Annotated in this window: 27 protein-coding genes; 1 reads left to right on the forward strand and 26 read right to left on the reverse strand. The window is 38.7% G+C overall.

Annotation, left to right across the window (positions count from 1 at the left end; translation table 11 throughout):
- Window positions 1-98 precede the first annotated feature (98 nt).
- From I2I33_RS08895 to I2I33_RS09020, 26 genes are all read right to left on the reverse strand, one after another.
- A complete protein-coding gene (locus tag I2I33_RS08895) occupies window positions 99-1,259 on the reverse strand; it encodes a DegT/DnrJ/EryC1/StrS family aminotransferase (RefSeq protein WP_087420707.1) in 1,161 nt (386 codons plus the stop codon).
- Window positions 1,260-1,280: 21 nt separating this feature from the next.
- Complete coding sequence (locus I2I33_RS08900) at window positions 1,281-1,835, reverse strand: MBL fold metallo-hydrolase (protein WP_087420706.1); 555 nt, start codon at window positions 1,833-1,835, stop codon at window positions 1,281-1,283.
- Between the two features lie 46 nt (window positions 1,836-1,881).
- A complete protein-coding gene (locus I2I33_RS08905; RefSeq protein WP_087420705.1) occupies window positions 1,882-2,100 on the reverse strand; it encodes an acyl carrier protein in 219 nt (72 codons plus the stop codon).
- On the reverse strand, window positions 2,060-3,679 hold the full coding sequence (locus I2I33_RS08910; protein WP_087420704.1) for an HAD-IIIC family phosphatase: 1,620 nt from the start codon (window positions 3,677-3,679) through the stop codon (window positions 2,060-2,062). The genes I2I33_RS08905 and I2I33_RS08910 overlap by 41 nt, the downstream gene beginning before the upstream one ends.
- A gap of 2 nt (window positions 3,680-3,681) precedes the next feature.
- Window positions 3,682-4,743 (reverse strand): ketoacyl-ACP synthase III, encoded by a 1,062-nt coding sequence (locus I2I33_RS08915; RefSeq protein ID WP_087420703.1) that lies wholly within the window; start codon window positions 4,741-4,743, stop codon window positions 3,682-3,684.
- Between the two features lie 2 nt (window positions 4,744-4,745).
- Window positions 4,746-5,489 carry an SDR family NAD(P)-dependent oxidoreductase gene (locus I2I33_RS08920; protein WP_229128244.1) on the reverse strand — a complete coding sequence of 248 codons (744 nt, stop codon included), beginning with the start codon at window positions 5,487-5,489 and terminating at the stop codon, window positions 4,746-4,748.
- Between the two features lie 7 nt (window positions 5,490-5,496).
- Window positions 5,497-6,552 carry a 3-oxoacyl-ACP synthase III family protein gene (locus tag I2I33_RS08925; RefSeq protein WP_087420702.1) on the reverse strand — a complete coding sequence of 352 codons (1,056 nt, stop codon included), beginning with the start codon at window positions 6,550-6,552 and terminating at the stop codon, window positions 5,497-5,499.
- Window positions 6,552-6,782, reverse strand: a complete 231-nt coding sequence (locus I2I33_RS08930) for an acyl carrier protein (protein WP_087420701.1) — start codon at window positions 6,780-6,782, stop codon at window positions 6,552-6,554. Before I2I33_RS08930 ends, I2I33_RS08925 begins: the two co-directional genes overlap by 1 nt.
- An 18-nt stretch (window positions 6,783-6,800) precedes the next feature.
- Complete coding sequence (locus tag I2I33_RS08935; RefSeq protein ID WP_087421279.1) at window positions 6,801-7,442, reverse strand: NeuD/PglB/VioB family sugar acetyltransferase; 642 nt, start codon at window positions 7,440-7,442, stop codon at window positions 6,801-6,803.
- Between the two features lies 1 nt (window position 7,443).
- Complete coding sequence (locus I2I33_RS08940; RefSeq protein ID WP_087421278.1) at window positions 7,444-8,052, reverse strand: sugar transferase; 609 nt, start codon at window positions 8,050-8,052, stop codon at window positions 7,444-7,446.
- A gap of 6 nt (window positions 8,053-8,058) precedes the next feature.
- Window positions 8,059-9,258, reverse strand: coding sequence for a glycosyltransferase family 4 protein (locus I2I33_RS08945; RefSeq protein WP_087420700.1), 1,200 nt, complete (start codon window positions 9,256-9,258; stop codon window positions 8,059-8,061).
- A 4-nt stretch (window positions 9,259-9,262) separates the two neighbouring features.
- A complete protein-coding gene (locus I2I33_RS08950; protein ID WP_087420699.1) occupies window positions 9,263-10,447 on the reverse strand; it encodes a UDP-N-acetyl glucosamine 2-epimerase in 1,185 nt (394 codons plus the stop codon).
- Window positions 10,448-10,469: 22 nt separating this feature from the next.
- A complete protein-coding gene (locus tag I2I33_RS08955; RefSeq protein ID WP_087420698.1) occupies window positions 10,470-11,618 on the reverse strand; it encodes a capsular polysaccharide biosynthesis protein CapF in 1,149 nt (382 codons plus the stop codon).
- A 66-nt stretch (window positions 11,619-11,684) separates the two neighbouring features.
- Window positions 11,685-12,740: a polysaccharide biosynthesis protein gene (locus I2I33_RS08960; RefSeq protein ID WP_087420697.1), complete on the reverse strand. Its 1,056-nt coding sequence runs from the start codon at window positions 12,738-12,740 to the stop codon at window positions 11,685-11,687.
- Between the two features lie 318 nt (window positions 12,741-13,058).
- Window positions 13,059-13,214, reverse strand: a complete 156-nt coding sequence (locus I2I33_RS08965) for a hypothetical protein (RefSeq protein WP_162613747.1) — start codon at window positions 13,212-13,214, stop codon at window positions 13,059-13,061.
- A 136-nt stretch (window positions 13,215-13,350) separates the two neighbouring features.
- Complete coding sequence (locus I2I33_RS08970) at window positions 13,351-14,430, reverse strand: hypothetical protein (RefSeq protein WP_229128245.1); 1,080 nt, start codon at window positions 14,428-14,430, stop codon at window positions 13,351-13,353.
- Entirely contained in the window at window positions 14,427-15,839 is a 1,413-nt protein-coding gene (locus I2I33_RS08975) for an AMP-binding protein (RefSeq protein WP_087420696.1), read from the reverse strand. The genes I2I33_RS08970 and I2I33_RS08975 overlap by 4 nt, the downstream gene beginning before the upstream one ends.
- Window positions 15,832-16,080, reverse strand: coding sequence for an acyl carrier protein (locus I2I33_RS08980; protein WP_087421276.1), 249 nt, complete (start codon window positions 16,078-16,080; stop codon window positions 15,832-15,834). The genes I2I33_RS08975 and I2I33_RS08980 overlap by 8 nt, the downstream gene beginning before the upstream one ends.
- Window positions 16,081-16,087: 7 nt before the next feature.
- Entirely contained in the window at window positions 16,088-17,050 is a 963-nt protein-coding gene (locus I2I33_RS08985) for an AAC(3) family N-acetyltransferase (protein WP_087420695.1), read from the reverse strand.
- Between the two features lie 6 nt (window positions 17,051-17,056).
- On the reverse strand, window positions 17,057-17,800 hold the full coding sequence (locus tag I2I33_RS08990) for a glycosyltransferase (protein ID WP_087420694.1): 744 nt from the start codon (window positions 17,798-17,800) through the stop codon (window positions 17,057-17,059).
- Entirely contained in the window at window positions 17,797-18,570 is a 774-nt protein-coding gene (locus I2I33_RS08995; protein WP_087420693.1) for a glycosyltransferase domain-containing protein, read from the reverse strand. Before I2I33_RS08995 ends, I2I33_RS08990 begins: the two co-directional genes overlap by 4 nt.
- A 91-nt stretch (window positions 18,571-18,661) precedes the next feature.
- Window positions 18,662-19,909, reverse strand: a complete 1,248-nt coding sequence (locus I2I33_RS09000) for an oligosaccharide flippase family protein (RefSeq protein ID WP_087420692.1) — start codon at window positions 19,907-19,909, stop codon at window positions 18,662-18,664.
- A complete protein-coding gene (locus tag I2I33_RS09005) occupies window positions 19,906-21,195 on the reverse strand; it encodes an O-antigen polymerase (protein ID WP_087420691.1) in 1,290 nt (429 codons plus the stop codon). The genes I2I33_RS09000 and I2I33_RS09005 overlap by 4 nt, the downstream gene beginning before the upstream one ends.
- A gap of 431 nt (window positions 21,196-21,626) precedes the next feature.
- On the reverse strand, window positions 21,627-22,937 hold the full coding sequence (locus I2I33_RS09010) for a UDP-glucose dehydrogenase family protein (protein ID WP_087420690.1): 1,311 nt from the start codon (window positions 22,935-22,937) through the stop codon (window positions 21,627-21,629).
- Between the two features lie 58 nt (window positions 22,938-22,995).
- Window positions 22,996-23,745: a hypothetical protein gene (locus tag I2I33_RS09015; protein WP_087420689.1), complete on the reverse strand. Its 750-nt coding sequence runs from the start codon at window positions 23,743-23,745 to the stop codon at window positions 22,996-22,998.
- Between the two features lie 9 nt (window positions 23,746-23,754).
- On the reverse strand, window positions 23,755-24,276 hold the full coding sequence (locus tag I2I33_RS09020; protein WP_087420688.1) for a UpxY family transcription antiterminator: 522 nt from the start codon (window positions 24,274-24,276) through the stop codon (window positions 23,755-23,757).
- A gap of 714 nt (window positions 24,277-24,990) precedes the next feature.
- Here I2I33_RS09020 and I2I33_RS09025 point away from each other — a divergent pair.
- Window positions 24,991-26,757, forward strand: coding sequence for an outer membrane beta-barrel family protein (locus I2I33_RS09025; RefSeq protein WP_087420686.1), 1,767 nt, complete (start codon window positions 24,991-24,993; stop codon window positions 26,755-26,757).
- The last annotated feature ends 21 nt before the right edge of the window (window positions 26,758-26,778 follow it).

Below are 26,778 nucleotides of genomic sequence, written 5' to 3' on the forward strand. Positions count from 1 at the left end.
ATCGGAATCAGGAAATCACATCATCATACCCCCTCAAATCTCTCAACCATTCAATCCAAAATTATCAATCTTTCAATCCTTCAATCTAAAATTTAAAATCATAAATCGTAAATCACTTTCACCACTCTCTCCACGTCCTCATCCGTCAACGTCGGCCCCGACGGCAAGCACAACCCGATCTCGAACAAACGTTCACTTGTCCCGTTACCATAGAATGGCGCATCCTTGAACACCGGCTGCAAGTGCATCGGCTTCCACAACGGCCGACTCTCTATATTCTCCCCGTCCAAGGCTAACCTGACATCTTCTCTCGTGAAACCCGCCTCTTCCGGTTCCACCGTGATACACGTCAGCCAGTAATTCGAGTTAAAACCCATCCCTTCCGGCTGGCACATTACCTTCACCCCCTTCACCCCGGCTAGCAATTTCACGTACAAATCATGAATCGCCCGTCTCCGGGCAACGTGTTCATCCAGCACGAACATCTGCCCCCTCCCGATTCCTGCACAAATATTACTCATCCGGTAATTATACCCGATCTTCTCGTGCTGGTAATGCGGGGCTTGTTCTCTAGCCTGCGTGGCATAGAACAAAGCTCTTTTCGCCTTCTCCTCGTTCGGACAAATCAAGGCACCACCTCCCGACGTCGTGATCATCTTGTTCCCGTTAAATGACAGAACCCCGTACTCCCCGAACGTCCCACACTTCTGCCCCTTGTACTCCGACCCCAACGCTTCCGCAGAATCCTCTAGCACCGGAATCCCGTAACGATTCGCCACCTCCATCACCTCGTCCATCTTCACAGGCATCCCATACAAATGTACCGGAATAATCGCCTTCGGTAACTTCCCCGTCTTTTCCAACCGATCCTTGATCGCCTCCTCCAACAACACCGGGTCCATATTCCACGTCTCCTTCTCGCTATCCACGAAAACCGGAGTTGCTTCCAAGTAAGCAATCGGGTTCGCCGATGCCGCAAACGTGAACGACTGACAGATTACCTCATCTCCTGGCTGTACCCCTAGTAATATCAACCCCAAATGCAATGCCGCAGTCCCCGCACTCAATGCCACCACCCGCATCTCTTCATTTTCAATTTTCAATTCTCCATTTTCAATTAAGAAATCTCTGAGAGATTTTTCAAAGGCATTCACGTTCGGCCCCAAGGGAACCACCCAATTCGTGTCAAATGCCTCTTGTATAAATTCTTGTTCTCGACCACTCATGTGGGCTAACGAAAGCCAAATCCTAGGTTTCATATATAATATATAATTAAAACATTACCAAGCAAAACACTCTCCATGCCCAGGATAAACACGGACACCCGGATCACACCTATCTTTCAACCTTTGTAAAGACTCCTGTAACTGTAGCTTGTTTCCCCCGGGAAGCTTTACTGGTACTTTAGTTTCTAACAAGGAATCCCCACTAAATAAATAGTTTTCGACTTTCACGCACATTCCACCAGCAGAATGTCCCGGGGTTATTATAATCTCGTAAATTTTCCCATTAATCAGTATCCGCTCCGAATCCGACACAACACGCACGGGCATCTCGATCACGAAAGGCTCACAATACCCTTCCGCGTACAAAGAAAGATTTCCTCTCTGGTCTCGAATTTTATGATTACATTCAAACGTGGTGAATAACTGGAAATCGTAATAACGATTTAAGGTGTTAACTCCCGCACAATGATCAAAATGCTCGTGAGTCAAGAACACCCAGGCAGGTTTCAACTTTGTCTTTAAGAAAAAATCTAAAAGTTTAACCTCATCTTGCTCCCCAGGATCAATGACAACCACGTCTCTTGTAACGTCCTCCCAGAGTATATACATATTTGATGTAAAGCTCCCAGAAACGACTCTCTCAATATTCAATTCTTTAAACTAAACGATTCAACTTAGTTTCTATTATATCCAAAGATTTCATCTCCGCAATATCTTCCGGTTCAAAAGACACGTTAAATTCATCCTCTAATTCTACTATCAAATTTAAATGATTTAACGAATCCCATTTAGCACATGTTGTTTGCGAAATATTCTCATGTACTTCATTCAGTTCAAACACTTTTTTCAGCACTTCTTTTATCTTGTCTCTCATCATTTTTCAATTTATAAATTTCAGAAACACTCAAGTCCAAATTATCCAAATCTCCTGAATAATAACAATTACCCTCTTTATCTTCCTTGAACTTTAATCCAATTTTATCATAAAAATTTTTTACTTGAATATTTTTAGCCGTTGGACAATACACTGCATCAATTGTTCGTATTCCTTCAAGTTTTAAAAGTGATAACGTGTATCGAACAAAAGCATCTTCTATATTCTTACCTAGTATTCTACAGCTTAGAAGCAAGGTATCAATCATGGCTTTTCCTTGATTGATCGTTACTATTATTAAACCCGTCAAACCGTTATCCCCGAAACGATCGCTCACTCGTAGTCCCCAAACACGAGCCCCATTCCTCTCGAACTCGCGTATATCCGTTTCCGTGTACCTGCGAGTGGTCAAGTTAAATTGATTCGTTTTTTGGGTCATCTGGGCCATCCGCACAACGTTAAACTCATCCATCGGTTCGATTGTCAATTCAATATCGAGACTTTTCAAATAGCTATCAAAATCAGCAAATTGTTTTTCAAACCGAACTCGTTCCGCATTTTCTCTGTATTGTTGACTTTTGGCAATATCTTCCGAGGTCAAAGAATACACTTTAAAATAAGAATCCGTCAATTCTTTCGCAAATACAGGAAATAAATAAGGCTGTTCAGGAAAATCCGGTACACTTACTTCCGGTAACATTTGTTTCACTAGCTCTCTCTCCGTTGGATTATCATCGACAAACACTATACTATCCAAGCCGATATTTAATTCCACCGCTAATTCTCGAATATTATCTGCCTTGTTATTCCAATTTATACGATAAGCTGTAAAGTGCTCTTTTCGTAATATCATTTCAGGATGCTTCTCCAAAATAGTTAAAACCTCTCTCTCGTTATTCTTACTACAAACAGTCAGAATCACACCATTACGTCTCAACTCCAACAAGTATTGCTGGAAAAAACGATACGTGTTCCCCGGGTAACCTTCCCCGATTTTTATTCCTCGTTCCCCATCCTCTCCCAACACTCCTCCCCATAGAGTATTATCTAAATCCAGAACGATACATTTTTTCCTCTTCAATTCGATTATATCAACCTGGCGTTGAAACCACACGTTGAAATCTTTAGCCAAACGGGGACTCAACGGGATTTGAGATATAAAATAAAATTTCCAATCAATCCAATTAACATTCCCGTAGCGTTGTAAAAAGTCAAGAATATCAAGTACTCGCAAATGAGAATATCGAGTTGTTAACACACGAAGTTTCTCGTTATACTTTTCAATCGCATCAGCTAATTTTCTCGTGCTCGTTTGGAATTTCACCTCAAATACATTTGGCATTGTCAAGGCTAGCAATAATTTATTAGTTCTCGAAAGAATCCATTCCAACATACGGGTATAATTATCAACCTCGGAAACAACAACCTCTTCTTCCAATTTAAAGGAAGGCAAATACATCCAAATATAACGATCCACATGTTCGTCAAATGACAAAACATCTTCATAACCAGAAAAAACGACATCCATCCCCTTGAAAAAAGGTTCTATCGTGTAATTCCTGAAAACATAAAATCTCATAATTAATACTCGATTAATGGTGAAATAATTGTACTTGCCAGAGATAACAAACAAGTTCCCCACGAAAGCCCAGCTCCAAATCCAGCCATGACAACATTATCTCTAACGGTAAAATTACTGGTGTTATACATCTCAGACACGACATTTAACGGGATCGAGGCCGCACTCGTATTCCCGTATCGATCAAGACTGTAAGGCACCTTATTTAGTGAGAATTTTAATTTCTTAGCAAAAAAATCAGTCATGAATTTATTCGCCTGGTGGAACAAAATGACATCAACTTGACTCATTTCTTTACCCGCATATTCAACAACTTTTTTTATACTTGTAGGAACCACTCGCAAACCGAAGTTAAACACATTCATTCCATCCATGTGTAATTGTTCCCCAGTCAACACATTTCCATTATCATCTACAATCTCTTCAAAACCTCCCTTACAACTAGGGTTACGATATCCACCATAAGGAACTTTCAAAATATCACAGCCACTACCATCAGAATTCAGGTTAAAAAAAGAAAAACCGAAGTTTTTCCCTTTCGTTATTAACGAAGCCGTACCTGCATCCCCAAACAATGGTGTTGTATTTTTATCTTGCTTTGAAACAGTTTTAGACATCGTTTCTCCAACAAGTAACAATACATTATTTATACCATCTTGAGAAGCAAGGGCAAAAGCAACAGATAAACCATATAAATATCCAGAGCACGCCATGTTCATGTCAAACGCTAACGTCTTTTGTGATAGTCCTAACCTATTCTGCAATGAAGGTGCTGTTGAAGGCTGTCTATAATCCGGTGTTTGACTTAAAAAAATCAAGGCATCAACCTCTCCCCGATCAACTTGATTGTCACTCAGCAATCTCTCCGCCGCTTCAAAACACAAATCAGACGAACACACTTTTTCACTTGCCTCTCGTCTTTCTTTTATTCCTATTGAATTTACAAGCTTCTCTATCTCTTCTTGAGGGATAAGATGTATCAAATCTTCATTACGAACGACTTTTGAAGGAACACAAGCTGCTATTGCCTTTATGCCAACATTATTATAAGTTATAAAAGCCATTTTTATAATATTCGTCCACCATCAATAACAAGAGTATGTCCAGTTACCCACGAAGAAGCATCAGACAAAAAGTATATAATACCATAAGCAATATCTAAAGGATCGCCATACCGCTTTAGAGGATATTTTTTCATATCTTCCTCCATTTGTTCTTTTGACAAGATTCCCTCATGAATCAATGGGGTATGAACCATTCCTGGATTCACTGAATTACATCGGATTTTCTTGATTGAAAATTCTTTCGCAGCAAATTTCATAAATGTTTCCAAACTAGCTTTTGAACAACCGTATATTCCACTTCCAGCCTCTCGAACCATATGAGATATAGAAGAGGTAAAAACCATCGAAGACGGTTTACCCATTTTCTTCTTCTTTATCAACAAGCTTGTTAATAAAACAGGGGCGAAAAAATTAGTTTGAAAAATTTTCTCCATGTTTTCCATGGAAAAAAACTGAATCGGTATTGTTATTCCAATACCCGCATTATTCACACAACCATCCAAAACGGGTAACTGTTCCACAAGATTCTCTAACTCATTTTCTACAGTTAGGTCTGCAATAATCTGTTTATGGCCGCTCCCCACCAAAGAAGAAAAAGTTTCATTAAGTCTCTCTTGATCTCGCCCAGTTATAATTACACTAGCTCCCATTTTCGAGCATTCAATTGCAGTAACTTTTCCAATTCCTGAAGATGCTCCCGTAACCAAAACGGTCTTACCTGATAAAGCAAACGGATTATATATCATTATAACTTTAATAAATTAATAATTGAGGACATACTATCTTATTCGTTTCAAAATACACGCTTCCCCAAGACAGCCCAACTCCAAATCCACAACCGACCATTCTTAATTTTTCGGTTTCAAGTTTTGGCTTCATTTCTGTAACCATCGTTAATGGAATCGTAGCACAACTCGTATTCCCAAAATCTTGCAAAGAATAAGGTACCTGTTCTTCATTTAATTTCAATTTTTTACGAATCGTTTCATTTAAAAAGAAATTTGCTTGATGAAATAAATAGAAATCTATTTGTTCTTTGTCCATCTTCACTCTTTCTAATAAAGCTTTCACACTTTTCGGAACCTTGGATATAGCAAAAGAAAAAACGGTCATTCCATCCAATCGGCAATGCAAATTATTCATAACAACACCTTCCGATTGTTGTTTCATGCTCAAGGTACTTTCCGAGTATGGATTTCTATATCCTCCATCTGGAACGACAATTGCATTTCCACCACTACCATCCGTTGCCATATGAAACGTGAAACCTTTTTCCCCTTCTTCATATTCCAAAGCTGTAGCCGTCCCCGCATCACCAAATAAAGGCCATGAGCTTTTGTCTTTCCTAGATGTTGTTTTAGAAGTTGTATCACCAACCAATAAAAGCCCCTTCTCCATTCCTCCATTTGATAGCAGCCCCGAAATTGCACTTAATCCATAAACCCATCCGGAACACCCTAAAGAAATATCTAACGTGTAACATTCTTTAGGTAATCCCAATCTTTCTTGAAGTAAACAGGAAGTGGCAGGTAAAATATAATCTGGCGTCTGAGATACAAATATCAGGCAATCAATCTCATCCTTTCTCCAATTTAACTCTGCTATCAATTTTTCGGCAGCTTTATAACACAAATCAGAAGTACAAGTATCTTGATCTGCAATATGTTTTCTTTCAACCCCGATAGATTCGATTAATTTTTTCATCTCCTCCGGAGACATTAATGTAGACCTATGGTTTTCATCGATAAAAGGGGGAACACAAGCCGTAACCCCTTTTAACACGACATTGGGAATAGAAAAAATAGCCATTATTTCTGACCTTTGACAATTTCAAAAAGTTCTTTGATGGTGCTTGCATTCCGCACATCATCCCCTTTGATTTGTACGTCATACTCATCATCAATCATGGCAATAACCGATAAAGCAATCAAAGAAGACCACTCATCAAGTTCTTTGAATTTCGTTCCAGCAGAAAACACCGTCAAATCTGTATCATCAAACTGTTCTGCAAATTGTTGAATAAATTGTTGTAAATCCATTGTATTTATATTTAAAGATTAAAAACTAAATTTTTTGGCAGGATTACCGATATAAGTTAATCCATCTTTTGTATCCCTGATAATAACACTATTAGCACCAATAACAGTATTATCACCTATCGTGACACCCTGCAATATCGCAGCATTCACTCCTACAAAATTATAATTTCCCATTTTCACATCCCCAGAAATACGACTCCCAGGCATCACGGCATTATAACTCCCTAGTTCTACATCATGTCCAATAGTGATATAACCGTTAAATCGATTAAAACTCCCCATCCGAACATTACAAGTAACAGTACATCCCAGACAAAACAAATTTCCTTCCCCCATCACCAAATGCTCTTTATCTAAAAATCTGACATCAGGAGCAATGATATTCGGGAAACTAATTTTATCTGAAACTACCTTACTTCTTAACACGTCCACCGCTCGAGGGGAACCGATTGCAAAAACCACGGACAATGGAGTTGCATAGTTATTCAACTGTGTCATTCCTCCCAAAATCGGCCCGAATTCCGTTTGGTTACCTATTTGTTTTCCATCATCAAAAAAACCCACCAAATTCCAAACAGGCTTAATCTCGTTAATACATCTCAACACACAAGCAACTTCACGACCAAACCCACCAGCCCCATATATAGCAATATCTTTCATATCAATTATTTCCATCAAAAAATTCAGTTGTGACCATTCCTTTTTTACTTACTCCATCCCTTTTAATCACTTTCTTTATTGTCCAGACTAAAATCTTTATATCTAATGCAAAAGAAAGATGATCGACATACCAAACATCTAACTCAAGCTTTCTTTTCCAACTAATGTTATTACGCCCATTCACTTGCGCCCACCCTGTAATTCCCGGTCTAATATCATGTCTGCGAGCTTGCTCCTTCGAGTACAATGGTAAATATCGTGGCAATAGAGGCCTCGGACCAATTAACGACATATCGCCCTTTAGTACATTAATCAATTGTGGTAATTCGTCCAAAGAAGTCATGCGAATAAATTTTCCAATTTTCGTCAAGCGTTTTTCATCGGACAATAAATTACCCATAGGATCTCGTTCATCAGTCATCGACTTAAACTTTATTACTTTAAAAATCTTCCCGTCTCTTCCCGGACGTTCCTGCGTAAAAAACGCACCAGCACCTTCATTGGCAAAATGCAATCCGAGCGCTATAATAACTAAAATTGGCCAAATCACTAATAGTACGCAGAAGACGATAAAAAAATCTATACACCTTTTAAAACAACTTCTATACATTTTCATTCAAAAATGATTCATGATTATTTTATAACCTCTCTCTACCGTGTAATTTTCTTTTAAAAATTGATATCCCCGTCGCCCCATTTCCTCTCGTAAGCCAGCATCTCCCCCTAACCTTTCGATAGCACGAACAAATCCTTCCAAATCCCCGCTTTCCACCCAATATCCGTAACTATTCTCAACTGCAATTCTTCCTATGTCTGTATTCCTATCTGTAGCCAACAGCACTGGTACCCGATTTTCTAAATACGATAACAAACGAGAGGGATAATTGGGAATTGTAAAACGACGATCTAAAAAAATCAAGCCAACATCACACACTCGGACTAAATTATCGTATTGTTCTTTTGGCAAAGTTGACAATAGTTTTGAATTCTGAAAATCATGATCTAAAAAACAACGTTTCAACCTTAGGTATTCTGTTCCACTACCAACTATCACGAAATAAGAGTTTTCCCTCCGTTCATTCGCCTCTAAAACCTCCATCAAGAAATCCACTCCTTGAGGTTTTCCTAAATTTCCACCATACACGAATACCGCTTTTTCAGAAGGAATTCCTAACTCACTTAATACTTGTTTGCGGTCAACCACCTTCTCTGTCTCCTCCAATTTCACACAATTAGGACAGACTTCCACTTTTCGAGGATCTACTCCCGGGTTATGCTTCAACACGAATCGTACATTAGCCGGGGACATACAACCGATATAATCGGAAATTTGATACAACTTTTGTTCTTTCTTACGAAAAAAACGATAAAATAAGCCTTTTCGAGAAAACATCCCTAAATCTACCGCATTTTGAGGGAATATATCTTTTAACAGCAAGTAAGTTCTCGCCACACACCTTTTCTTTTCACTCTCAATCACCTGATTAAAAGTAATTGGCGGCGTAGAATAAAGAATCAAATCGAAATAAACATTCGTAAAATATTTTCGTATTGCATGCAAGTACTGTCTTTCCAACAACAACATCCCGATCCCTTTCTCCACTATATTCGTTTTCTGAATATTCAACGTCTTAACCCCAAGAATCTTTCCCCCGGGAAACTCTATTACTCCCGTAGGTTTTCCTGTTGAACGCTCATTTGGAGTCACAACATAACAAGTATGTCCGTGGTGAATAAATTCCCGAAGCAAGTCAGTATATATTCCTCGCAAGTTAATGTCCGTGATCCAGCTTAATGTCAAGAACAACACATTCATTTTCTCAATATTTTCTCCACACCATCTTGTCTACGACCCCCGTATAACTTTGAATCAACTTCACCACTTTGGTTGACACATTTTCCTCTATATAATCAGGCACTGGTAAACCATTGTCTCCTTTCACAGTCATCTCCACTGCCGTTTCCACAGCCTGAAGTAACGACTTCTCATCTATTCCGGCAAGAATAAATCCCCCCTTGTCCAAAGCCTCTGGACGTTCCGTTGAGGTACGAATACACACGGCCGGGAAGGATTGCCCTATTGAAGTAAAGAAACTACTTTCCTCCGGCAAAGTTCCGCTATCGGAGATCACCGCATAAGCGTTCATTTGAAGGCAATTGTAATCATGAAAACCTAATGGTTCGTGTTGTATCACCCGCCGATCCAATTTAAAACCGCTCTGCTCCAAACGTTTTCTTGATCTCGGGTGACAACTATATAATATTGGCATATCATACTTTTCTGCCATAACATTAATTGCCACAAAAAGAGAAAGAAAATTCTTTTCCGTGTCAATATTCTCTTCCCGATGGGCCGAGAGCAACAAGTATTTTCCCTTCTCCAAACCCAATTTTGCATGAATGCCAGAGGCCTTTATATCTCTTAAATTAGCATGTAACACTTCCGCCATCGGGGATCCAGTCACGTACGTTCTCTCTTTGGGCAACCCGTTCTCAGCTAGGTAGCGACGAGCATGCTCGCTGTAACACATGTTCACGTCGGAAATAATATCAACTATCCGACGGTTCGTCTCCTCCGGTAAGCATTCGTCCTTACAACGATTTCCTGCCTCCATGTGAAATATCGGAACATGTAACCGCTTCGCCGCTATCGCTGAAAGGCAACTATTTGTGTCTCCCAAAATCAACAAGGCATCAGGTCTCGTTGCCACCATCAATTTATAACTACAATTGATAATATTCCCCACCGTGGCCCCCAAATCATCCCCCACTGCATTCATGTACACCTCCGGATCCTCCAACTTCAAATCCCGGAAAAATATCCCATTCAAATTATAATCATAATTTTGCCCCGTGTGAGCCAGAATACAGTCAAAATATATTCTACATTTATTGATTACAGCCGCCAGCCGGATAATCTCTGGGCGCGTACCCACGATGATCAATAACTTCAACTTCCCGTTATCCCGAAAACGGATTCCGGAATAATCTATATTTATATCCATGATTTTGTCACTTTACCATAAATTAAACTTTCTCAAAATAGGTATCCGGACGTTCCGGGTCAAAACACTCGTTACACCACATGAACGTGACCATTTCCCCTTCTCCAAGATTCTCTATATTATGTGTGTATCCCGTGGGAATATCAATCACCTCCATCTTTTCTCCGGAAACAAAATACTCGATCACCTCCCCGTTCGGGTCATTCATATCCCGAAAACGGATCACGCCTCGACCACTCACCACTAGGAATTTCTCGTTTTTCGTGTGATGCCAGTGATTACCCTTAGTTATTCCCGGTTTAGAGATATTCACTGAAAACTGTCCCCGATCGCTTGTACGAATTATCTCCGTAAAACTTCCCCTGTCATCCACATTCATCTTTAACGGGTAACCGAAACCGTGTTTCGGCAGATACGATAGGTACGTGGAATACAACTTCTTTATGAAAGAGTCTTCCACATCCGGAACATTCAAACTCTCCCGATCCTTCTTGAACGAGAGTATCAAATCCACGATCTTGCCAAGTTCGAGCTCGTGTACAGTGGGGACGAAACAATAATTTCCATCCCGATGCTCGTTCCCAGAGAGAGCCCCGATCAACTCGTCCACCACGTCATCCACGTACACAAGTCTCATCATCACGCTCTTATCATTCACCTGTATCGGTAAATCATTGGCAATATTATGACAAAACGTGGCTACTGCACTGTTATAATTCGGACGACACCATTTCCCAAACACATTCGGGAAACGATAAACCAATACCCTTGCCCCCGTCTCCCTCGCATACTCGAACATCAAATCCTCTCCCGCTCGTTTAGACTCCCCATAAGGGTTATCCAAAGTGGCTTGAATCGAAGACGAGATCATAACCGGACACGAGTTTCTATGCTTCTTCAACGTCTCTAACAAGGTCGAAACAAACCCGAAATTTCCCTTCATGAATTCAGATTCATTCTTCGGGCGATTCACTCCTGCCAAGTTAAAAACGAAATCTACTTCCTTACAATAGTCCTCTAACTTCCCCGAGTCACTATCCACGTCATATTCAAAAACGTTTAACTCTCCAGACACGTTATAATTCTTTGCCTTACCTAACTGGATATTCCTCAATTGGGATACGAGGTTTCGCCCGATGAATCCCTTGGCTCCCGTTATTAATACATTCATGTTATAAAATTATGATTTTACCAGATTCGTAAAATTCTATTCAGATTTAATTCAATTCTTGGTTTACTATTCAGAGCGTATTTCTGAAGATTTTCTTCTCTCATCCAGTCCCAAATCCTCCCGAATAAAACGAAGTTTCAACAACAACTCTTTCATCCCTTCCACATCAAGACGAGCCGTATTATGGCTATGATAATCTTCGATCATAGCAATTTTTTCATCCCCCTCTTTGAAATATTTATCATAATTCAGATCCCGATTATCACAAGGAACCCGATAATAGTTTCCCATATCTATCGCTTTCGCCATCTCTTCTCGGGTTACCAACGTCTCGTAAAGCTTTTCCCCGTGACGAGTTCCGATCACTTTCACGTCCGTATCAGCCTTATATAATTGCTTCAACGCCTCTGCGAGTACGTACAATGTTGCAGCTGGAGCTTTTTGAACAAATAAATCCCCATTATAACCATGCTCAAAAGCGTACAAAACCAAATCAACAGCATCATCTAACGTCATCATAAAACGAGTCATATTTGGATCTGTGATCGTAATAGGTTTTCCCGATTTAATCTGCTCCACCCACAAAGGAATCACACTTCCCCGACTCGCCATCACGTTACCATAACGTGTACAACAAATCGTTGTTGTAGCCCTCTCCCCAAGCGTTCGCCCTTTAGCAATCGCCACCTTCTCCATCATTGCCTTTGAGATACCCATCGCATTTATTGGATAAGCAGCTTTATCCGTTGATAATACAACCACATTTTTCACCCCATGAGCTATTGCTGACTCCAACACGTTATCTGTGCCAATCACGTTTGTCTGTACCGCTTGTAACGGGAAAAACTCGCAACTCGGCACCTGCTTCAATGCCGCCGCCGCAAACACGTAATCAACCCCCTTCATTGCCCCGTCAACAGACTGCCGATCCCGCACGTTCCCGATATAAAACTTCACTTTTGAGTTTTGTAACTGGTGACGCATATCATCCTGTTTCTTCTCGTCACGACTGAATATCCGAATCTCTTTGATATCCGAATCCAAAAATCGACGCAAAACCGCATTACCGAAAGAACCCGTACCCCCGGTTATCAACAAGGTTTTACCTTTAAAAATAGACATGATTATTGATTTTAATATTTGTGATAACAAAACATATCACGTCTATCGCCCATCAATCACCACTAACGGTCACCTAAGACGATACACGCCAAAACAAGTACTTATCAAATACCTGTCAAATATTTTACCGTTTTTTCTCTTGACTATTATCTTGATGCTATCTATGTTCCCCATCTTTTGAAAAAAAGAAACAAGCAAGCCCGCCTTTTAAATCTTTTACCATAATACTTACAACGCCTCAATCTTCCTTACCTACCGTCAAGTCCGTTACTCCATAGTCTGTGCTATAGACAACTACATCTTTTTCAAGTGTCACGGCTAATATCCCCTCTTTTTTCCGATTTCAAGCCCTTTCTTCATCCCTTTTTCGATCCCCTCTTGTATCACCGCTTCACGAATATTTCCCTCTACGATACGGTTCACGAAAAAACGCTCCATCGCCTTGTCGTAAACGATACGGTTAGATGCCGACAAGTTGGCAAGGTGTTAACAAACCAACTCCTTCACTAAGTCAGGCATACGACGCCTATCTTTCGTGTTCTTTAAAGCGTAAATTAGTTTCTTGTACAACGTCGTCTCCGAATTCTTTAGTAAGATAAGAAAATGTATCTCATTCATAAATTGATACATCATCAATGACTAACAAATCCAGATCGTGCTTATTGGTTGCTACCGGCTGAAAATAAAGCTTTTCAGATGTATTAACACCATATGGAAATCTTATCACCCCGAATTGGAACAAGTAAGGCAAAATATCCTTCTTTACTTTGTAAACTTCTTTGAAACCGCCACTAATATCACCCACATACATACGAGTGTACATATCTCTAATACCAGCTCCTCTTTTCCGACTAAATAACAGATTAAATATGGTATTTGTACGCCCATCAGGTTCTACCGTAGTCGAAAACACATATTTATCCTTAACCTGACATCCATAAATACATGATCCATCTATTTCCCTCAATTGTACAACGGTAAAATCATCCTTCAGTAAGTACACGTAATTTTGAGCAAACGGAGCGTCTGTTGCATAGAGCAAACCTTGCTTTACCGGAAACACGACACATCCTCTGTACATTTGCTTATTACATAACACTCTTTCTACCTTCTTGAAATTATCCGTTATCTTCCAAATGGCTGCAGCCTCATCAAAATCACCAGTAAAGACCCATAAACAATTACGATACGGATCTGCTACAATATTATGGATATGATTTATCATTCCTTGTGCAAAAGTGTACACAATCTCCCACTGGTCGATTGCTATCCGTTTATAAACATGTACTGGTTCTTTCAATTTATTTCCTCTATAACCTCCAAAGTACACACCATCGTTGATCCCTATTATGCCCTTTACTATAGTAAATATTAACGGACGTATCCCCTCTCCAACGAAAAAACCTTTAGACAACTCTCCTTTCGAGAGACTATATTCACTGATACTATTACCTATATTCAATAGAATATGATCATTGTCAATAGCTTCTGCCGCACGTACTCCAAGCCGCAACAAACGAAAGAGTGTACCGAAATTACCCAACACTCGCTCTTTAAAATTAAAAAACACCCTATGCTTCAGTTCAATCTTGTAATTCTTCACCACCAATAGATTTCCTCTTCGATAACACAGCAATTGCCCCGAAGGTAGGAAACACAGAGGCGAGAGATTCTTACCTAGCCTTATCATATCATTTTCTGAAGTTTGGGATAATCAATCTTTCCCGAATTAAATTTAGGTATTTCACGAACCACCTTTACAACAAAGGCGCATGGATTAAAGCCTGTCTTTCCCATCAATAAATTTTTGATACGCTCTTCCAAGCCCTTTTCTGTAACAAAGATGGTGATGAGGTCATCCACTCCACTACAGGCACAATTTAACGTTATCGTCTTAACAAACTGCTCTATAGCATCCAAATTACAACGATTCCCCCACATTTTTACAAAACGTTTCATACGACCAGTGATATAGTAATAACCCTCTTCATCACGGTAGGCAATGTCTCCAGTATGTAGTACTCCATGATTTTCATTGCCCAATTGCAAATCTTCTCGTTTCTCAGCATATCCAAGACACACATTAGGTCCTTTATATACTAACTCTCCATCTATATAAGATTCTATTATTTCCTTCCCACTTGCATCAATTATATAAAATTCCCCCCCTGGAATGGCAATACCGATAGATGCATTTTTTTCTACAGCTTTGTTATAAGGTAAATAACTCATACGCGGAGCTGCTTCGGTTTGACCATACATCACGACAAACGATTTACCATTAGCCTCAGCATAATCTACATATTCTTTTACAAAAGCAGCATTTAATTTACCTCCAGCTTGTGTCATTGTTTTCAAATTAGGCAATTCCATACGAAAGAATCCTAAACGCTTGAGCATTTCGTAAGTATATGGCACCCCTGCAATGGAAGTCGCCCTTTGTTCTTTCATGAACGACCAAAATTCCCTTTGCAACACGGTTTTATCGGTGAGTAATATTGTAGCCCCCTTAATTAGATGTGAATTGATAACTGACATTCCAAATGAATAATACATTGGTAATGTTGTAACAGGACGTTCATTTTCATCTATTTTCAGATACTCTGCTATACTTTCAGCGTTACTATAGAGGTTACTTTCCGACAGCCGCACAAGTTTAGGAGAACCGGTACTACCAGATGTCGTGAGACATAACAAAAGATCTGGATTAATGTTTTTAATTATTCCTATATATTCTTTCTCATATTGCATCATTTGTAAGGAAAAATCTCCATACTCATAAACCGTTTTTCCACCAATCTCATAAACCCTTCGGGTAGGAATCCACAAATATTCAGGATGATAAATAGAAATAAGTTGTTGCACTAATTCCAAATCCGTACAACCATTAAGCAATACGCTTGGTACATGCTTCTTCATTGCAGCAACATAACCGACTAAAGCACCCAATAAATTTTCACTGAGTATAAATAAAAAACCCTTTGCAGGAAGCGCTTTATGGAATAACTCAACCTCGTTATTGAGCTGCAAGTATGTTAATGTTTCTCCACGATCTGTTACTATAGCTTTCCGTGAAGCATATTGCAATAAATTAAACATTTTTAAAATCAATATTATATTTTTCTGTCAAGATACTTTTTGCAGCCTTATACGAGTTGATGTCCATGATGTCCTCCATATCGATCATTATATCAAACTGTTCCTCTAAATTGGTAATCAAAATCATCTGTCCTACTGAATCCCACAATGCTACAGTATTATAAGCCACATCATCCAACTGCGACTCATCTATTTCGAAGGAAGTAATAAAAACTGTATTGAGTTTCTGTAAATTGTTCATTTTTTGTTTATTTAAAATATGGATAACCATTTTTGTTTTTCTTTCGTAAATATGATATAAGACTTTGAGAGTATTCAAACTCTAATAATATGTTACCAAACATCTTTGATTTTACAATACCACCTTTCAAAAAATCATGATATCGATTAATTTCAGCCAGATAGAGCATCCCCCATAATGGTTTTCGTTCTCTCACTGTAATTTCTATATTTTCTTCTTTTGACTTTTCTATTGTAAATTCTCTCAAATTATACCAATCATCATCCGTCCAGTACCAATCATCAAAAGCCTCTTCTGCCACATGCCCCATCGTATTATGGTGTCGTAGATCCGTTCCGAGTCCAATGATGATAGCGTTATGATCCAAACAGAACTTCCAAGCAGACTGACGGCCATGCGGGGAAGGATTCTCTCCACAGATGTTCCTCTTCATCATTTCCTTTGCTAATGGTCCCACCGCACAAATCGGATTTAAAGGGTGCAAGCTAATTTCTGCTCCGGGGATACGCATTAGCAATGTAGGTAACAAACCCGTACAAACAGGCGTACGCCTCACGTTGTAAATCGATTTTGGTGGTCTATAATCTTTCCTCATTTTCATGTAAGGTTCTGGTTCTTCCCTATAACTACGAATCACTGGCATTGCTAATGTGCCGTTTGTCCCTATTAGTTTTCGTAATTTACCAATTATCTCTAAAGGAGATAATCCTGTACACTTCAAACTATCATACGATGAATGAACTATCAGTAATGTTCCTTCTTTTACTCCCCACACTTTCAATTGATTAAGTATTTCATCAAAATCTACTTCTGGATTTTCTTCTTTTGCTAGTACACGATTTTCTACCTTATTCGGATTAAACCTTGTCAATTTTAAACTATTTTTCCAGTAGAATTGCCTTAGTTTAACCTCTATCCGTGGAGAGAGCAGTGCTATACTTTCATAAAGTGTTGAAATCACTCCTGCCATAGATCCCTATACATTTAACGATTTATCGATTCTTTTTTTCTTACAATATCGCAATACCACATTTTTAAAAATAATCCATCTCACCTGTAACTGGTATGAAAGCGATGGACGATGTTTAGGCGTGGCATTGTTCTCATGGTTACGATGCAATATCAGCGGACGACCAATAGCCTTTACACGAGTTTTTCCACAAGCTAGCAAGCACCCTGTCCACCAATCGTGCGAGCGATATATTGTCGGCATTGGTATCACCACATCTTTATATGCCGCTCGAAAAGCCATACAACACCCAATAAAACTCAAACGAACGAAATTGCCCCAAAAAGAAGTACGTACACCACCTCTCAACTTAAAAGTCGATTCTGCGGTCACGTTCAGTCGTGCGTCTGTCAATTTTGCGTCATGTATCACGGCTGCTACCCTCATATCAGTGAATTCCCGCCTTACCGTTTCCACTTTGTCCGTCATCCATACATCATCTTGATCGGAATAGAAGATAATGTCACCCCTACAATGTTCTACCGCATTCTGAAAGTTCTTTACAACTCCGGAACTATAGGGATTGCTATAAATTTTCAGTCTCTCATCTTTGTCTTTAATGGCTGTAAGAATTTCCATCGTTTTATCTGTACATTTATCAACCGATATAACCAATTCATCGTCAACCCGTAATTGGTATAAAATACTATCAATCTGCTCACGTATAAATCGCTCGCCATTATAAACCGCCATTGCTATTGATACTTTCATTCTTTATTCTTTCTGTATCCGACAATTTGTTTAATCCAAGAATATAATGTATTTCTTAGTTTTCCTTGCTTAACTCGCACCTGAGCCTTATCCTTGTGTGGATAATAGTTTACGATTTTACTATTTCTTGCATGCAGTCCTTTGGGTAAAAGATAATTCATAGGAATTCCTATTTTCCACATAGAGTAAGTACATCCTAATTGATCTCTTCTTGAAAGATTTGACAACAGGTGCCACCATAAATTGTTAAACTGAATGACTTTTTCAGAACTATGTTTACGATAAAACACATTTGTTTCATACAACCCATAATTTTTAGGGAAACCATGAAATTTAAGATACAGCAACTGCAGTACTATGCGATATATTTTGTCCTTATGTGATGCCATACATACATAAGCATCATCATAACAACAATCCAAATGAGGATGAAACATACTTGAAAGCAAAACTCCCTCATCAATTTTTTCATCAACAATAGAATACAAATCAGATGTAGCAATCTGTATGTTACCATCTATCCACAAACTATATTCATTATCAGGGAAAAGTATATGTGGATGCATTTTTATATATCTAGCAATTCTAGTGTTGTCCTTATTCTCGTAATCAACTTCACGTATCTCCCATACTCCATTTCGGGATGGGAAACGACTACCTTTCTTTACGAAACAAATGTAATCCACATTATCTTCTACTATCATAGGTTGATGCAGAAAATCATAATTACCACCAATAATTGCTGTATATATGACTAATTTATGTCTCATCCGATTAAATATTTGTCTGCGAACTCATTAATTGAACAAAACACAACGATATTGACAATTCTGATGTAAGTCACAAGCATAGTAAGCAAGATTATTTCTTTTTTTTCAGAAAAATATAAACTCGATATAAAGTCTCTGTAAAATACGATAATAACACAATTAGTACAAATGGTATAATACTATTTGCTTTGTCTGCAATGATTGTAATACTCATACATATACAATAAGTGAATGTTGCAATAATTATACTATATAGCATATATTTATTCATTCCATTAGCTAAAATATATACATAACCTATGCATTGACTAATTGCTAGCATAAGCGGTGCTAATAATATTAACCGGATAGGCATTAAATCTATATGTTCATGCAGAAATACAAATACAATTTTATCCAAAAACAAATTAGCTGTTATTACCAATAGCAAGGAAACTGCAAATGATAAATAAACAATCATCATTTGTCGTTTACTATTAGGATACTTCGAAAAACGCGGAAGAAGTACCGTCCCTAATATACCCACTGGTTTGGAAAATACACTCACAAACTTTACGCACAGGTCATAAACGACAACATCCCCCATTCCAACAAATTTACCGATTAAAAAAAAATTAAATTTATCTTTAACCGTGGCGATTAAATCCTTTGCCAACAAGGGCGCACAATCTTTGATATAACAAATAACATTATTTATCGGTTTTAAAGCCAACCGCACTCCAAATCGCTTATGAATTATATTCAGTGCAAATAATCCACCAAAACAATAACCAGTAGAATAAAATAAAGGAACTAAAACATAATCAGACACTTCATTTACAAAAACAAATATCAATAAAATAAAAATTACTTTTATCAGTAAATTAATTATTGTTATATGTTTCATTTGTTCAATTCCTTGAAAGAAAAACTGAGGAAATAGCAGATCATTAAGTGTCATACCAAACATCAATAAAAACATAAGAAAATGTTCTTTAAACGATGGAATGAGATTAACAATTAATAAGTACACAACAAAACCTATACACCAAATATAAAATCGTGCTGAAAGTATGCAAGATAATGTATCTGAAAGCAAATCTTTGTTGCCTTGTCGCAATGCAATATATCGTGCGGCAATACTATTGGAACCGAAATCTATCACAATAGAAAAATAACTAACTAGAACCTGAGCTGTTATAACCATTCCATATACTTCTCTGCCTAATACCTTTACTAAATAAGGATAAGTAATCAATGGAGCCACCAATAAAAATACCTGAAGCAAAGTTATATATATAAAGTTTTCAGCTATAGTTTTGTTTGCTTTGATTATTCCTTTTACTCGTTCAATCATCATCTAACTAATAACTTTCTATTTATATTACGGCATTTATAAAAGAGAAACAACAAATATGGTATTGTGAACAGTTTGTTAAAGTACCAACTGAATACCATATGAGACATTATAAAAAACAAAAATGTACAAGCTGCATGCAAATAAAATGTCCCTTCATGGCTAAATCTCATAATAGTTGAACGACAAATACATCCAAATATAAAAGGCATTATAACAATTCCTAAAGCGCCAAAATCATAGTAATGGTAAATTGCATTGGTGAACGCATAATTAATCTCTTGATCAGGTCCAACCACCACTGAATTATTTTGAAGATAACTATTCGTGATTGTACGCGAAGAAGTATACTCAATACCTATTTTTTTTAGAAGAGTTGAAATTACATAATCAAAACCACAAATACTGGCTAACCCATATTGATATCCACCAGCAAGTTCAACATAGTTATTGTTGATAGCATAATCAAATGCTCGAAATGGACTTATACTATATATTATGAATGATTTGTTGAGCTCACTTACTCCATCTAATAAACTATCCTTATCTAATCTGTTTGCAGTGGCATGAGCCATAAATAAATAAAGAGCGACAAAACCTAATACACTAAAATATTTTACTTTTCTTGGAGTTCGAAATACTTTTGACCGATTGGACCTATATAAGAAAAAATCAAATAACAATATTAACGCAAATCCCATATAATGCATACGCCCTTCATTCAACGACATAAAAGGTAATAAATAAAGCAAAGAACCAATAATAATCCACCACTTTCTATAGAAAAATAAGCAATAACAAACTACAGAAATCAAAAAATAATAGAGTGGAAATAGAAACATATAATATCCGTATAACAACAATGCATTTCCTTCAAATAAAATTTCAAAGAAATCAGCTCTAAACAAAGCCGTCTCATAATCATAATATTGCATTATGCGCTGTTTTGCAAAAAATAAGGAAAAAACCAATGAAATTCCAATTAATAGTACTATTTTAAATAATTTACTACTTACTATATTTTGAATATCTATTTTAGAGATTTCAGCACTTACCTTCTTTTTGACTACCAAAAATCCAGTAATAAAAGAAATTACATTCAATAGCAATAAAAAGATTGCATAATTTGAAACTTCATACAAGTTATAAGGATTGAAAGACGATATTACTAACGATACGCCCCAATACAAAAGGAATACCCATGCAAATAAAGACGATATACTATCGTGAATTTTTCCCTTTACCAATACCATTAAACAGATAAAAATGATAATTACAATTACTATCATATATATTGTTTATCCCGAATTACTCTGATATTCGAAACTCTTTTTTTATGTTTTTAATTAACTCACCTCTATATCCACCGTCAGTAAGGACAACCTTTACCCTAGCCATTTCTTTATTTGTACCTTTATTGCCAGAATACATCTCCCTTGATTCTCATGATGCTCGCTATTAATCTTTCTCCTCAATATATAAATATATTTTAGGAACTTATATATGAATTTACAGTAAACCAACTCACTCCCAGCTTCGCCGTACTCCCTCTATAAACAGAGGGAGAGTTGAAATACTCCCTGTTTTCGGGTAAAGTCACCAACTCCTCCTCTGTTCATAGAAGAGGTGACACGAAGTGACGGAGGAGTTTGAGTATGAAAACAAACATTACCTTAATGGACTGTAAAGTAGTATATAATTACCATATTTTATATCACGATCATCCGATCTTGTAATAATCGAAACCATTTTTCTTCAACTCTTTTCCATCATAAATATTTCGCCCGTCGATCAACACACAACCTCGCATAGCTTTCTTTAATACACTCCAACTAGGTACTCGAAACTCTTTCCACTCCGTAATAAGCAGCAAGGCATCTGCATCCACAATAGCGTCATACATATCCTTACAATAAATCACTTTATCACCGACTCGTCTTTTGCACTCTTCCATAGCAATCGGGTCATACACTCTCACGGTTGTACCTTCCCGAGTTAACAAATCAATCAAGACTAACGCCGGAGCCTCCCGCATATCATCCGTTTCCGGTTTAAATGCCAAGCCCCACAATGCCACAGTTTTCCCTTTCACGTCTCCGTCAAAATGATTCACAAACTTACGGAATAGCACTGACTTTTGTCGCTCGTTCACGCTTTCCACTGCCTTCAACACCTGCATCTCGTAACCGTTCTGCTCTGCAGTTTTAATCAAAGCCTTCACATCCTTCGGGAAACAGCTTCCCCCGTACCCACAACCGGCATACAAGAATTTCTGCCCGATACGGGTATCTGCCCCAATTCCCTTGCGTACCATATTGATGTCAGCCCCTACCAGCTCACACAAGTTAGCCACATCGTTCATAAAAGAGATACGTGTTGCCAACATCGAGTTGGCGGCATACTTGATCATCTCGGCAGAAGGAATATCGGTAAAAATCATCCGGTCATTGGTCAACATGAAAGGACGATAGAGACGGGCCATCATCTCTTTGGCCCGATCACATTCCACCCCGACAACAACACGGTCCGGACGCATGAAATCTTCCACTGCCGCCCCTTCCTTCAAGAACTCCGGATTAGAAGCCACATCAAAATCAAGCGTTGCACCACGCCTATCCAGTTCCTCCCGAATCGCCTGCTTCACTTTTATTGCTGTCCCCACGGGCACGGTGCTCTTCGTCACCACCACCAGATATTTATTCATGTTACGTCCCACAGTTCGAGCCACCTCCAACACGTACCTCAAGTCTGCCGAACCATCTTCATCTGGGGGCGTCCCCACAGCGCTAAATACGACCTCTACCTCATCCAAAATCTCCACCAAATTTGTCGTGAAACGTAACCTTCCCGCCTTCACATTCTTGTGCACCATATCTTCTAAGCCCGGCTCGTAAATCGGGATTATCCCCTGTTGTAACTGTTCTATCTTCTCTTGATTCACGTCAACACAAGTCACATCAATGCCCATTTCCGAAAAACATGTCCCAGATACTAGGCCCACGTACCCAGTTCCCACTATCGCTATCTTCATAATCTATAACTTAAATGATCATAAGTATTATCACCACGTGCACACACTCCTTACCAATCTACCTACACGTTTTATTCCATTTCTCAAACTCCCGTTTCGCTAAAACATAAAAAACTTCCGCTATCAAACCACTATCCACATTCTGCCCTATCCTTTGGAAGGACTCAAGCCTCACATTCTCCTTCTGTTTTACGCTATCAGATAAACAAACCTGTTCCTCATTCAACCGCATCTGCCCTTCTTTGGACAATTCAACAACACCAACAACATCCTCGTAAAAGCAGATGCCACTCCACCAATCACACAACTCCTCACAACTAAATTTCCGGCTTGCCCTTAAAGCTTCCGTTACTAGATTTTTAGCTAGCAATCCACATTCTTCTTCCCCTGTAAAATAATAGCAATTACAGAGCAACCGACAAATATTTGGTGTACGACAAGGCAGCACAATCTTATCACTCCCTTTAGGAATAAGAATCTCATAAGCAGCATCTAAAGCAGCATCCAAGAATTTTACATCCGAATACAATAGGTAAGCATCCATCAAGTCTACAGCATACCCCGCACGAGTATCTACGGGAATATCTTTATCCTTCAACAATTCCTGAAGAACTCTAGCAATCTCTCGTATTCGATCATGAATATCCCAAATACTACCATACTCATCTTCTAACCATGGATACACACGTACCATTGAATAAACCGACAAGTAACCATGCAAAAGTCCCGACAGGGACGAGGGGGGACAATCTTTCAATGCCAATCCACACACCTGCTTGTACACTTCTCGAAATAAATTCTTTTCCATTGATTCCTATTACTCTATTTTTTCCAGAAACGAACTTGGTATATAAGACGTGGCAATAGATGCCACACCATCCAAACGAATGACGACTCGCTTGTGTCCTTTCAAGCGTACCAGTTCTCCTTCCAAGCCCAGCAAAGGCCCTTTGATCACTCGTACACGATCACCTCTTTTCAAGTCCTTATTAAGCACTTCCACGCCATCAGTAGAAAAGTCCAACAAGAACATGAAATCTTCCATTTGTTTATCCGGGATGATCAGTGAATGACGTCCTTCACGATCTTTCAAATAAACGACATTCAGCATGTGATCGTTTAGTAAAGAAAAACTAGTCGCTTTATCTGTCCGGATAAAGATCATCCCGTGAATCAGAATAACCCGGATCTTTTTTCGACCAAGTGGAGTTTCACGTACCCGCTCTTCCTGCGGCAGGTAATTTTCTACTCCTAATTCGTCTAATTTCTTTTTAATGACCAATTCTTGATTTACACGGGTATAGGCGGCATACCAGTTTAATTTATCAGTCGTTATCATTGATTGTTTTTTAACAAAAGCTCGTGTTTATACCGGCAATTTCGAAGATTACGACCCGACCGGATGCGCTTCGCGCACTAACCCTACTACGAGTCCTGATTTATTGCCATGTGTTCTGTACGCTATACTTAAACAGCAATAACGCATAGAAGCTGTCCGCATAAACATCATTTCCTATAAAAAAACGATCGTTTAATGCTATTAATACCTGATTGATTTTTGTAATTTCTAACAGACACGTTAACCAACTGATTGTTAAATCGAAAAAAAATATTTCACTTCCATTTGCGCTATATGAAAATTTAGTATATTTGCAGCGCATTAAACGATCATTTTAAGATATATAAATCACCCTTAAATCAAGCTCCACTGCCACCATTCCTATAAAAACAAATTCAAATTATATTTAACTACACATCACCCCCATTCCTACCCTAAACCAACCCAAATAAAGAAGTAATCTAACCCAAATAATCCCCCTTATTCAGAGCTTATTCGAAGCTTACACGTAGCTCATACATCACCGGATAAATAAGCACTGACCAAGCGTCGAGACATCATCGAAAAAGTGGGATTATCACCTTAGTATCTCCATCACTTCTCTTGGGTTTCTCTCCAGAAACCACAAATTACAAAAAATCTTAAAACATCTCTAACAAACACAAGTTTTCACATATATCCCTTGTCAAACATACAAAACAACAATGTAGATATATGAAAAAGCACATCACACAACTCCTCTTCAGCCTTCTTACCTTTTGCACGAATACGGACATTTACGCTCAAGAAAACGAGAAAAAGACCAAGAGCCCATGGAGCGGTTCTGTTTCCCTCAACTATGATTTCACGAACAATTTCACGGGAAACGTAAACTTGGGATATACACAAAAGAATTGGGATCTATTCCTAGATTATTCCGGACATTCGGATCGCATCGAAATCAGCAGTGAGTTATTTCGCTCTTTTTCGGCAGAAACATCTCAACTATTAGAGACAGAACAACACCATTTAAGCCATTCCATAGCCCTCCAATTGGATATGCGACCCTCTTCTCGCAATCTTTTCCTATGGAATCTCAAACTACAATTCCCCAAGATCACGACAAACCGGGATATAAATAATCGCACGCAAACAAAAGAATATGACCTACACCATCGAATAGCATTCAGCCGGAAAACAATTGAAGGTTCCTTATTCTACAAACACATCTACGAAACAAACAAACACGAACTATCGCTAAACGGGATCTTCTCCCACACGAAAGATGCCCGCCCAAGCACGTATCAAATCGATGATCTCCTCACCTATACCACCACCGGAAACGAGAAACCGGAATTCGTCCGCCTGCAAATGGATTATCTATATACATTCGAAAACCAAGGGCAACTCGAAACCGGAATTCAATTTTTTTCCAGATGGAACAAAACCCGATACAATCTTCACGGCACGGAAGAAACCCTCGACAATTGGTTATCAAATTTGCCCCTTAACGACGGCCTCAACCACCATGAATACATCTACACGGCACATCTCTCCTACTCCCGACAACAAGGAGAGTTTTGGCTCTATAAAATAGGGCTACACGCCGATTACGATATTACCCGCACCAAGCTCATGGAAAACACGGCCAAACATAATTTTGATCGATTCTACTTTTACCCGCACCTAACACTCCAATACACTCCTTCTGATCAGCAAGAACTGGCCTTTCATTTTACTAGAAAGGCCACACACCCGGATTACACCCAACTAACCCCATTTACAAATCCGATCGACCACCAAACATTCGAGCAAGGTAACCCGCTATTACGCCCCGAAATCACGAACCGGGCCGAAATCAATTATCTTCTACACGGGGAAAAGATCCAGCTGAACGGGAATTTTTATTTCAATTCCACCGAAAGGTTTATCACCCCCGTCACGTTATTTTCGGAAGACAACACGTTAACCCTGTCTTACACGAATGGTAGCATGGAAAACAAGGTCGGCTTGGACATCAATCTATCCGGATCTCCCACCTCATGGATGACAATCACACCTTCCATATCCCTCGTCCACGCTCATGCCAACGGGAAATATCAAGGAATAAACCTTCATGTTGACGATTTCTCTTGGTCGGGCAACTTGGAATTAAACTTAAATTCTAAAAAACATACCGAATTTCAGGCCCTCTTCTCTTATCAATCACCAACAAAGGTTCCACAATTCAAAATTGAAGAGAATTACTATCTCGATCTGGCAATCAAACAAGGCTTCTTTAATAATCGCCTTCAAGTCAGTTTCTCCGTTTCCGACGTCTTCGACACGTCCGAATGGCAAGCCCGTTCAAACACGGACACCTATCGTCTGGCAAATTACAGCAAAGAAGCCACCCATGCTTACTGGATCGGGCTAACATTCAATTTCAACAACTTTACATCCCGTTCATCAGCAGACGATTCTCACCCGCAAAAACGTCAAGTAATACAACTAGGACAATAAAACATTACAAGAAATTCCACT

The sequence above is a fragment of the Butyricimonas sp. BSD2780061689_150309_C8 genome (assembly GCF_015560935.1).
Taxonomy (GTDB): Bacteria; Bacteroidota; Bacteroidia; order Bacteroidales; family Marinifilaceae; genus Butyricimonas; species Butyricimonas paravirosa.